General features: G+C 49.7%; 12 protein-coding genes. 8 read left to right on the top strand and 4 right to left on the bottom strand.

Annotated elements, in window-relative coordinates:
• From B2067_RS00975 to B2067_RS00940, 8 genes are all read left to right on the top strand, one after another.
• The coding region (locus B2067_RS00975) for an adenosylhomocysteinase (protein ID WP_301387203.1) at window positions 1-432 on the top strand (432 nt) is incomplete at its 5' end.
• 216 nt (window positions 433-648) lie between these two features.
• Window positions 649-1,473, top strand: a complete 825-nt coding sequence (gene metF / locus B2067_RS00970; protein ID WP_301376651.1) for a methylenetetrahydrofolate reductase [NAD(P)H] — start codon at window positions 649-651, stop codon at window positions 1,471-1,473.
• A gap of 12 nt (window positions 1,474-1,485) precedes the next feature.
• On the top strand, window positions 1,486-2,577 hold the full coding sequence (locus B2067_RS00965; RefSeq protein WP_301376652.1) for a polysialyltransferase family glycosyltransferase: 1,092 nt from the start codon (window positions 1,486-1,488) through the stop codon (window positions 2,575-2,577).
• Window positions 2,578-2,692: 115 nt separating this feature from the next.
• On the top strand, window positions 2,693-3,334 hold the full coding sequence (locus B2067_RS00960) for a YrbL family protein (protein WP_301387202.1): 642 nt from the start codon (window positions 2,693-2,695) through the stop codon (window positions 3,332-3,334).
• A gap of 66 nt (window positions 3,335-3,400) precedes the next feature.
• Window positions 3,401-4,270 (top strand): glycosyltransferase family 2 protein, encoded by an 870-nt coding sequence (locus tag B2067_RS00955; protein WP_301387201.1) that lies wholly within the window; start codon window positions 3,401-3,403, stop codon window positions 4,268-4,270.
• A gap of 105 nt (window positions 4,271-4,375) precedes the next feature.
• Window positions 4,376-5,050, top strand: coding sequence for a hypothetical protein (locus B2067_RS00950; protein ID WP_301376655.1), 675 nt, complete (start codon window positions 4,376-4,378; stop codon window positions 5,048-5,050).
• Window positions 5,051-5,207: 157 nt separating this feature from the next.
• Complete coding sequence (locus B2067_RS00945; protein WP_139325847.1) at window positions 5,208-5,738, top strand: hypothetical protein; 531 nt, start codon at window positions 5,208-5,210, stop codon at window positions 5,736-5,738.
• A 23-nt stretch (window positions 5,739-5,761) separates the two neighbouring features.
• Window positions 5,762-6,781 carry a polysialyltransferase family glycosyltransferase gene (locus B2067_RS00940; protein ID WP_076516775.1) on the top strand — a complete coding sequence of 340 codons (1,020 nt, stop codon included), beginning with the start codon at window positions 5,762-5,764 and terminating at the stop codon, window positions 6,779-6,781.
• On the opposite strand, the gene B2067_RS00935 is transcribed toward B2067_RS00940, so the two are convergent.
• From B2067_RS00935 to B2067_RS00920, 4 genes are all read right to left on the bottom strand, one after another.
• Window positions 6,740-7,864: an O-antigen ligase family protein gene (locus B2067_RS00935; RefSeq protein ID WP_301387200.1), complete on the bottom strand. Its 1,125-nt coding sequence runs from the start codon at window positions 7,862-7,864 to the stop codon at window positions 6,740-6,742. The genes B2067_RS00940 and B2067_RS00935 overlap by 42 nt on opposite strands.
• Before the next feature lie 180 nt (window positions 7,865-8,044).
• Window positions 8,045-8,524 carry a chemotaxis protein CheW gene (locus B2067_RS00930; protein WP_076516779.1) on the bottom strand — a complete coding sequence of 160 codons (480 nt, stop codon included), beginning with the start codon at window positions 8,522-8,524 and terminating at the stop codon, window positions 8,045-8,047.
• Window positions 8,493-9,503 (bottom strand): chemotaxis protein CheB, encoded by a 1,011-nt coding sequence (locus B2067_RS00925; RefSeq protein WP_301376657.1) that lies wholly within the window; start codon window positions 9,501-9,503, stop codon window positions 8,493-8,495. The genes B2067_RS00930 and B2067_RS00925 overlap by 32 nt, the downstream gene beginning before the upstream one ends.
• 21 nt (window positions 9,504-9,524) lie before the next feature.
• Window positions 9,525-11,004, bottom strand: a 1,480-nt coding sequence (locus B2067_RS00920; RefSeq protein ID WP_301387199.1) for a hybrid sensor histidine kinase/response regulator, incomplete at its 5' end; no start/stop codon positions are given.

The raw sequence follows: 11,004 nt of genomic DNA, 5'->3' as shown, positions 1-11,004 counted from the left end.
ATCGGCCACTTCGACAACGAGATCGACACCGCTTACATGCGTGAGAACTGGAAGTGGGAAGAAGTGAAGCCACAGGTACACAAGGTGTACCGTGACGAAGCCGCAGACGATCATCTGATCTTGCTGTCTGAAGGCCGTCTGGTGAACCTGGGTAACGCCACCGGTCACCCATCACGTATCATGGACGGCTCGTTCGCCAACCAGGTACTGGCGCAGATCTATCTGTATGAGCGCAAATTCGCCGATATGATGGAAGCTGAGAAGAAAGAAAGCATCTATGTGAAAGTTCTGCCGAAAAAGCTGGATGAAGAAGTGGCCAAAGACATGGTGGAAGGCTTCGGTGGCGTGATCACTAAACTGACGGGTGATCAAGCGAGCTACATTAATGTTGATGTGGATGGCCCGTATAAGCCAGAAGCCTATAAATATTAATGTTTGAGCGGAGCTAGCTGCATCGCCAGCTCTTTGTTGGATTTGCTCCGGAAATGCTCATGTATGATTTATACACTGCGCGTTCCGAAGCAAATCCGCCTCGATCTGGCTTCTTCGCTAACGCTCCTGAGGCTATGATAAGTGCGAAGTAAATAGCCAATAACAAGATAATAGGTAGCGGCGAACAGCGCCTCTACCGGATCAAGAGAAGTTAAGATGACGACCTTAAGTTTTGAATTTTTCCCGACCAAAACCGAGGAAGGGACAGAAAAACTCCTGAAAGTGCGCGACGAACTCGCTGCCTTTAATCCAGAGTTTTTCTCGGTGACCTACGGTGCCGGTGGCTCTACCCGCGACCGCACCTACGCCATCGTCAAAGCCATTCAGGAACGCGGTATCGCTGCAGCCCCTCACCTGTCGTGCGTGGGTGACAGTAAGGACGATCTGCGCTCACTGCTGAATGAATACAAGGACCTCGGCATCGACCGCATTGTTACCCTGCGCGGCGACCTGCCAAGCGGCGCCGGCCTCGCCAGCAGCGAGCTGCGCTATGCCAACGAACTGGTCGAGTTCATCCGCGAAGAAACCGGCGATCACTTCACTCTTGAGGTCGCGGCTTACCCAGAGATGCACCCTCAGGCGACCAGCTTCGAAAAAGACCTCGAACACTTCGTCAACAAAGTGAAGGCTGGTGCAGACAGCGCAATCACTCAGTACTTCTTCAACGCCGACAGCTACTTCAACTTCGTTGATCGTGTACGTGACATGGGCGTCGATATCCCGATCATTCCGGGCATCATGCCAATCACCAACTACAGCAAGCTGGCACGTTTCTCGGACGCTTGTGGCGCCGAGATTCCACGCTGGATCCGCAAGCAACTGGAAGCCTACGGCGATAACAACGAGTCTATTCAGCAATTTGGTGAAGAGGTGGTAACGGAAATGTGCCATCGCCTGTTAGAAGGCGGCGCACCAGGTATTCACTTCTATACCCTCAATCAGTCTGAAGCCAGCCTGCGTGTGTGGCGTAATCTGGTTTAATCGGACACACCTATGTCTCAGCAACTCTTTCTGGCATCGACACCCTTACATATTCTGAATTCGGTGGCGATCGCCAGTAAGACGCCCAGCACCCCTGCATGCCTGTGGTTGATTGATCAACCTATCGTAGAAAACAACCCTTACTTCGATCTCATTAAGAGCTGGCATAACTCGCCGTTCAGTGAATTGCGCATCAGTCAGGGTCATATCAAAGGCACCAAGGCGAAACTGGAAAACCGTAAACGCGTATTTGCGGAATTTGAGCAATGGGTAACGCGGAACGAACCAGGACAACTCTTCACCGGGAATGATCGACGTATTGAGTTTCAGTACGCAATGCATTGCGCGAAGTCCAAGCGCAGTGACGTGCAAGGCATCTATATGGATGAAGGCACGTTCACGTATGTAGGACGCGAGGCTTCAGCCAGCTTTTCAGATCGTATTGTTGATAACTGGCTGAAAAAACTGACGTACGGCTTCTGGTGGAAGAATCCTCCGACCATTGGTGCATCCCAATGGATTTCAGACGTCTATGCAGCTTTCCCTGATCTGGTTCACCCGTTACTGGCACAAAAGAAACTCCATCCTCTTCAACCTGCCCACACCGATAACCCTACAGTACGGGACTTCTGCTCACTTCTGGTCAAGCACTTCGGCGCTGATCCACAAACATTGAAAGATCTCGGTGCAGTACTTACGCTCCCTCATGAGTCAATTATCACTAAGTTAGATGGCTATAAGGATGCAATGGATTCTGTGATGGCAGAGATAATCAGCGATGGCAGAATAGTTGGCGTCAAGTACCATCCTCGCAACACCAACCCAGATATACTGCAGGCTGAAAACCGGACTGGCGCCTACGTCATTCCCCATCGAATACCGTTTGAAGCGATTTTGCCCCTACTTCCCCCTGAAGCAACGATCATCGGAGATCTTTCTTCGACACTGATCAACGGCCGCTGGCTCAGGCCCGACGCGCAAATCATATCGATTAAAAACCCAGAGGCACCTCTCGCCAGCGAGTTTGAGCATTTTTTTTCTCGGATTGGCGTTACCAGCGTTGCTGCCAATGAAGTATCTCAGGGAACAACGCTCGAAGCCTGATACATATTGCGACCAAGCTCGTGAATTGGCCTATTAGCTCTCTATTGTGCCGCTGAGGGAATAGTCAATTGGCCTATAAAAACTGGAACCTAATACATAAAACAATGACAATAGCATGACAACCGCAAAGATTAAGGGTACCTCTATGGATATTATCGATCTGTCAGAAGCAGAGTTGATAGGCCAGGGGCGAGACCGGGATTGCTATCGCCACCCACTCATCAATAACCAGTGCATCAAAGTGTCACGCAAACCACAGAAGCAAACACGTCGTGAGAGAGCGTACTTTGCTTATCTGATGAAGCAAGGCGTAGACACGTCGAAGTTGGCGCACTACATGGGGACTGTCAAGACGAGCCGCGGGGAAGGTGCGGCTTGCGAACTGATGTTGAACGATGACGGAGAAGTATCATCGACCCTGTCAAACGCTGTGCGAAATAAAGAGTTTCCCGAAAATACGATCAGAGCCCTCATGGATGAGCTGCGTGAATACCTCCTGGAACAACAGATCTGCGTTCGGGATCTCAGCCCTAACAACATCATGTGCCAGGTCCAGAATGGTCATCCGCGTTTAGTTATCGTTGATGGAGTCAGCAATCCGGGAGTGAACCCTCTTAACATCCGGATTCCAGCGCTATCACGATACTTTATTAACAAGTCCTGGAAGTCACTCGAAAAAAAGTTCGCGGCACTGTCAAACGGGGCTATTGAGAAAGCCGGTAACAATGCATGCATGGCTGTCCCAGATGCAGCGTAGTTGATGACGTGTACATAAATTAATCTCTGAGATATGATTGGGCGCTTTACGCGAACGGTCATTTCTATGCATCTGTCGATGAATCTGCTCATTAAAAATGAAGCAGACATTATTGCTGAAAACATCCGGGTCCACGCCGCCTTAGGTGTCGATAGTTTCGTTGTTATGGATAACGGATCGACAGATGGCACCTTGGAAATCGTTCGTGCACTCGCCAATACCCTGCCAATTACAGTGATTGAGCGCCCTACTCTGGACTACCAGCAAAGTCACTGGAAAACCGAGATGGCGAAGATGGCGCGAAAGGATTTTGGTGCTGACTGGACAATCGCGAACGATGCAGATGAGTTCTGGATACCATCACCAGGGTGTAACCTGAAAGATGAGCTGACACAAACAGGGTCGATCATTCACTGCCAGCGCAAAAATATACTTTTCGAACGTGAAGCATTTGATCGTGGAGCAGATTTTTTCACACAGAACCTATGTGTCTCTTCGCCGATAAACTACCGGAAAGGTGGTGAAGTGGAAGAGGTCGAGCGATCTATTATGCTCGGAAAAATCCACGGTAAAGTCATTGTCCGTAGCCCCGGCATGCTGAGAATCAAAGGTGGAAACCATAGAGCCTGGCACGCCTGGGGCTGGTTAAATCAGAAACAGTCAGAAAGAATTACGGTCTATCACTATCCGATCAGGTCCCGGGAGTCTTTTGTAGCAAACATTGAAAATCGCTCGGCATTACTGAAAAAAGGCGTATCGAAAATGGGGAACCATTACAGACGCTGGGTTAAGCTCCATGATTCAGGACAACTGGAACAGGAAATTGACCGTTTAACAGTCCCAAAAGAGAGAAAAAGCACGCTGCTTGACCTCGGTATCATTTGTGAAGATCCACACCCTACTAAGGTAATCACGCAAGCGCTGAACGCCAGCTGATTACATAAATATCACCCCGGTTCTATACCGGTCAGAGTTTTAAAATAGCGATCCATGTATAACGTCGTCTGCTTAAAATGGGGCTCTAAGTACCCCGCTGAATTCGTGAATCGTCTGCATAATATGGTTCGCCGTAATACCACAGTGCCGATAAATTTCTACTGCATCACAGACAACCCCGAGGGTCTCGATGAAGGAATAAACTTCCGCATGTTACCTGATCTTGGTATCAAGGGATGGTGGTATAAGCTGATGCTGTTTAAATCCGAACTCTTCGATATCTCAGGCACCACTATTTTCCTCGATCTGGATGTTGTGATCACCGCAAACATTGATGAGCTTTTCACTTATGCACCCGGCACATTCCGTATCATCAAAGACCTGAAAAAAGGTTTCAACAGCTCTGTATTCCGCCTGGAAATAGGTAGCCAGACAGAAGTCTGGGAACGCTTCTGGGAGAACAAAGAAAGTATTATTGAGCGACTTCACGGCGACCAGGACTGGATTGCAGAGGCCATTCCACAGCACATGAATGAATGGCCCCGCGAATGGGTGGTCTCCTTCAAGAAGCAATGTAATGCACGGGCTAAGCGCACATGGGGAGCTATCGGCCGCATACTTCTTAAACTCGACATGTTTCCGACAACCAAAGGATATGCACAACTACCGCAAGGCGCAAAAATCGTCATCTTCCATGGAAAACCCGATCCTGTTGATGTTATGAACGGTCCATGGGGGGTATGGAAGGAAGCGCCCTGGATCAGAGAATACTGGAAATAGTAACGTGCTGACCAGAATACGCAGAGACAACAGTAAGACACTTATACAGCACTTTTTACGAACCTCTGGCAATGCAGGACAGGGCCGCGAACTTACTCTGGGTGAAATCCTGCTCGACCATCATGTATCGACAGTAGGCATGCTCTCAGGGACATCAATGGTTCTGAAACTGGTGAAAGCGCGGACCTGGCATGAACATGTTAAGGTTTTCTGGAAGCGAAGTAGAACCCATACTGAGTACACGGGTGCCCAGCTTCTACGGTCTATTGGGATTGGTGCTCCGGAAGTGTATGAGATGGGCATTTCTTTTCCAATCCCACGCAACGCCTTGTATATCGGCTATTACCTGATGGAAAATCTGACGGAATCAGGTTTACTCTCTCTCTCTGATATACAGAAGGATCTGAACGACCAGCAGGTCTCGCTTCTGACCGATCAGATTAGAATCACACTGCAAACGTTAAAACAGCATTCCGTTCTTTATTCAGACCTCCACCTTGATAATATTTTTTGTCATCCAGAAACCATGGAACTGAAGTTTATTGATACAGGGGCAAAGCGCTACAAGCGCCGTAAGGTGTTTGAAAAGAAACACCGCAAGGCTATCAGGAACCTGCTCAACAGCTTAGAATCTTCAAGCCTGAAAGGGACTGAGCTTGATCTTTATTGTCAAAGCATTAATAAGTAAGCAACCGGGCAACAGCAAAATCAATGAAGACACACGGCGACATCGCTTTATTTGTCATAGAGACGGAACTCCAGTATCTCGCGAGCCTGGAAATTATAAAAATAACGTCACCGGAACAGGTGATCGTTTTCTCTTACTCTGAATCTCTATCTCAGAAGCTCACAGCACGCGGTGTAGACCATACCTACCTCGACCGAGACTGGTCGGGTACGTTACAAAAGATCATAAAGCTTAAACGGTGCCTGAGTTCCGTAGTCAACAAACTACGTTCAGCAAAACCTTTCTCACGAATACTGCTCCATACCCCCCGGATCGATCAGATTCATCAGAATCTGGTGATACATGCTCTTCAGCGCAATTTCAGTCAAGTGCCACTCAGACTCAGAATGGTTCCGGACGGCATTCTCAACACCATTGTTGAATCAACCGACGAAACCTCAAAAGTATCGCTGAGAACCAGATTACGATATCTGAAATATTTACCGTTCCCGGATCTCAAGTATCATTACTTTTCAGGCTGCCGCATTGGAATTGACGATCCTCTGTTTGATGTCTTGTATTCTTTTTCTGGCATTAAAACGAATTACCCGGAAGATAAGCTCAGGCATATCGATATTGCCATTGAACGCAGAGCTGAGCCTAAAAAGAAAAAGAAAGCCCTGGTTATCGGACAACGTCTTCTTGACCTCAATCTGGCAACAGCCCACGAAGTGACTACAATCAGCAACCGCCTCAAGCTTGAGGTCGAACGACTGAACGTTGACCAGGTTCATTACCTTGGCCACCCGAGATCAAGCAATCAGGAATTCAACAACGGCTACAAAGTTATTGAGGAAGATATTTTCTGTGCAGAAGAGTTATACAGCAAAACTCACTATTCATACGTTCTGGGCTGTACCTCGACCGCATTAATTAACGCAAAAATGCTGCTGTCAGACAGCGTAGTCATTTCAGTAGGCATGGATACGCTCTATCAGAATCGTACAGATAAGGGGAATGCCTTACGTTACACCTTTGAGTCCGCCGGTATCGTTGTGCTGTAACCAGACCAAGCACAGACTAGTCAAAAGTACAAACCGTGCGACCATAAAGTCTTTAAAAAACAGATCTACAGTTATTCCAGCAACCATAAAAGAGCTGACCACGAAAGCTAAGAAAAGCCCGCCCGAACGGATATTGAGTAGTGCGGCACTTATTAGCATCGCAAAAAGTGCCATGAGACTTACTAGTCCCAGGTATCCCATAGTAGCCAAAGCTTGAAAGTAAACGCTGTGAGCCTGACTGAAATAACCTTTTGATGCTCGAATCCCAACACCGCAGGTCTTTGGCCAATGATCCAGCTGCGCATATTTAAATGAACCAGTACCCACTCCCAGAACCGGGAACTCACTCGCGATACACCCGCTCAACCGCCATAGTTCAAGACGTTGCCCCAGAGAGCCCGAAGAATAGCCTCCTGCGAATGCCTTGGATAGTTCAGTTTCAAGAGCTCTGAAGCGCCCGGTTTCGGAGATCGTAAAAGCTGCACAGACAAAACACACGCCGAGAAGTACAAGAACGCCCCAGTTTTTTAATGAAAAAAGTATATAACCAAAGACACAGAGAGTGGCTAAAAGAACTACGCCCACACTGCTTCGTGTACCGCTCTTGTAGGAGACATAGAGGGCTGCCACCGATCCTGCTAAGGACAATCCTATAATTAGCCATTTCCACCTTACTGTATGGAGTTGCGTGCCGAGGATGAGCAATAGACCACCAATAAGCGCTGCATAATTACCGAACTCAACCGCATTTTCCGTAGCATCCCAGCGACCACGAGTTCCTGCGCATACCTCACTAAGGGCATATGCTCCTAAGGATAATCCGGCAAAAATTGCAATGAGCGAAATTTCACTACGCCTGAAATTCAACGTCCGCATAGCAAGTATCAGCGGAATAATCGCAATTAAAGTAAGGTAAGGCTTCACAGAGCGAAAAGGCGCGTCCTCATATTCCCGAAACACCCAGGAAAACATAGAAACAAGAGCGACCGAGCCCAGGCTCCCAGCCAGCCAACGATATCGATAGAGGTGTTTAAGAAAGTCCGCATCTCTGAACGCGATAACGCAACTGAGCAGAATTGCCAACTGAAAGGCCAGAACCCCCGTTCCACGGTGCCATGGCTGAGCGGCAACACAGACCCCGAGAAGAACGAACAGCCAGAACCGAGTCTGCGTGACACCAGCCAGCAGAGCCTTTGAGGCAGATGGAAAATTAGGAAACAGGACGATATCTCTAAGGTAGCTAATACGTGATCAATCTAAATATCACAGAGTCGCCTGAACCTGAAGCTCGACACTGTCCAGATCCGGAATCATGGCGGTAACTCCCTCGAAGGTCACGGCAACCTTATCAAACTGCCCCATCCCCATAGCCTCTACTTCCTGAAGATCGTTTTCACCAACGTGCATTAAGCGAGGGATACCCTGCACCAGAATGGCGTAGAAAGGCATCTGAGGGTTCGCATTTACCCCGTTGACGATAATAAAACGTGCATCCGGATTCGGTGCCGGTGCAGCCTGGCCACTCATCAGTTCGTAACACAGAGCCGGAACCAAGGTCCCACGCCAGTCCAGACGACCGAGAATCCAGTCTGTGCTGGCATTCGTTGTCAGCAGGTGCGAAAACGGGATAACCTCCGCCACCGTTACGTTCGGCAGGATAAGATTGCGATCCTTTAACGGAACCAGCAGGCAGTCCACCTGTTCAGGCTTGTTATCCGCACTGGTGATCTGGTTTTCGCTCATAATTCTCTATCCATTTATCTTTCAAGTGTTCAACCAGCTTCAGCGCCAGCTGATACGAATCGCCTACGAAGGTTACTTTTCCAGTGTGTATCGCACTTTCGGGCATAGAGGCATTACCACAGCCTTCAGGGGCCTGAACCCATACATCGGTGCCTTCCGGCAGTGCTGAAATACTCTCTGCGCCGTCACTCCCCATACCGCTGAACAGAATACAGCCGAAGCGTTGTCGAGCGTGATTAAACACTACGTCAATGACACCATCAATGGACGGTCCATAAGGGCCATCCCAGGGGCTGGTCCCAAGACTGATACGGTCCAGACCGACAAGGTCGAAGGTCGTTGATACCGGTGCAATCAGCACTTCACCCGCGGCCAGAATCGCAGCATTTTCGACATTCTTAAGCTGGTACAGCGAATGACGCCCAACCGCCTGACACAGTGCCTGCTCGAACCTTTCATCAATATGCTGGGCGTACACAAACGCGACCGGCAAACCTTCGGGCAGCACGTCGAGAAACTCTTTCACGGCCTCTGGCCCACCCAAAGAGGCGCCCAGAACAAATATATGCAAGGGCAGCTTGCGTGTATCATCCGCAAATACTGCTGGAAGCAGAATCTCTCTGTGTTGTTTCTGCGCCCATGGCACTTGGCTGACTTCAGCCGCAGGCGCCGGAGTGTCCGTCAGGTCCCGTAGCTTAGTAAGCAGCTTCTTTTCCCAACGTAAGAAGCTGGTGCAATTGTTATCCGGTGCGTCATCCATACCGACGAGAACAGGCGCGTCTCCGTCCAGTAAGGAATCGAAGCTCTCGCCGCAGACTTCATCGTCATCGCGAACAGTGACTAACCAGGCATCTGCCTGAGTCTCCCTGATCAACGCCAGGGTCATTCTTGCGGCCGGGATATTCAGTACGACCTCAAACCCAAGCCGCTCCAGTGACTCCGCCAATATGCGTTGCTGCAAAAGGTCGCTGTTAATCACAGCGACTCTTGGGCTGCCCACTCAGTAAACCTCGTGCCCCAGGAAGGCATTGATGTTTTCCAGCAGCGCTTCTTCCTGGAAGGGTTTACCCATATATTCATTCACACCAATGCTTCTCGCGCGCTCACGGTGTTTATCACCGGTACGCGAAGTAATCATGATGATCGGAAGATCTTTCAGGCGCTCATCATGACGAACCAGTGACGCTACCTCAAAACCATCCATACGAGGCATCTCGATATCGAGCAACATGACATCGGGTTTCACATCCTGCAGGACTTCCATAGCATGCATACCGTCTTTCGCGGTCAATACTTCCATGCCGTGGCGTTCGAGCAGACGTGTCGTTACCTTACGTACCGTCACCGAGTCATCGACAACCAGTACCTTAGGCAGACGACGCTCTTGCTCGTGACGCGCTTCAGCCGCTTTATTATCAAGCGCTTTAGCCTGCTGATACTCAAGGCTGGTATAGGTACGGATCATGGCTGGCAGATCGAGAATGATAACAACACTACCATCCCCCAGAATCGTGCCACCTGAAATACCACGTACTCCAGCAAACTGAGGACCAAGGCTCTTCACCACGATCTCTCGCGAGCCCAGCAGTGCATCAGCCTGCAAAGCAAAAGGAACCTGACCGCGAACCAGAAGCAAAGGCAGCGGCATGTGCTGACCCGAGATCTTCGGATGAGAGTGCTCATCGAGCATCGCTCCCAGATACCCCAGCTGGTAGTCGCGACCGGCGTAATTAAAGAAGCGCTCGCCTTCAGGCTGGTCATAGAGGTTCTGTAGCTCGGCAACGGAAGCACGAACGATCCCCTGAATGTTATTCAGAGGAACGGCATACAAGTCTTCACCGATACGAACCATCAGTGCCCGGTTGACCGACACAGTGAACGGCAGACGAACTTCAAATTCACTGCCTGTCCCAGCTTCAGAACGAATTTCAACACTGCCGCCCATCTGCTTAATTTCGCTGCTGACGACATCCATACCGACACCACGACCAGAGATCTGTGTAATGACCTCTGCCGTAGAGAAACCAGGTTGCAGAATAAACTGCATAATATCGTGCTCAGTCGGCTCAACACCGTCTGGCACCATGCCGCGTTCACGGGCTTTCTTCAGAACCGCATCAAGGTTAATGCCCTGACCGTCGTCGCGCAGGGTAAGAACAACATCACCACCGTCACGACGGATATCCAGCTCAATGCTGCCTTTCTCGGGTTTACCGGCTGCACGGCGTTGCTCCCCACTCTCGATACCGTGGTCGACGGCATTGCGGACCATATGCTCAAGAGGAGAAATCATACGTTCGAGAATGGTACGGTCCATTTCACCATCGGCGTTGTTAACCCGCAGCTCGACCTGCTTATTCAGTTCAAGGCTGACCTGGCGAACAATACGACGCAGGCGTGGCACCATACGCTGGAAAGGAACCATACGGGTCTTCATCAGGCCTTCCTGCAGCTCCGTATTCACCCGGCTTTGTTGCAGC

The organism is Thalassolituus sp. UBA2590, from assembly GCF_002339775.1.
In the GTDB taxonomy this organism is placed as follows: Bacteria; Pseudomonadota; Gammaproteobacteria; order Pseudomonadales; family Oceanobacteraceae; genus Thalassolituus.
Note: the sequence above shows the minus strand (reverse complement) of the source record. Positions and strands in the feature narration are given on the sequence as shown.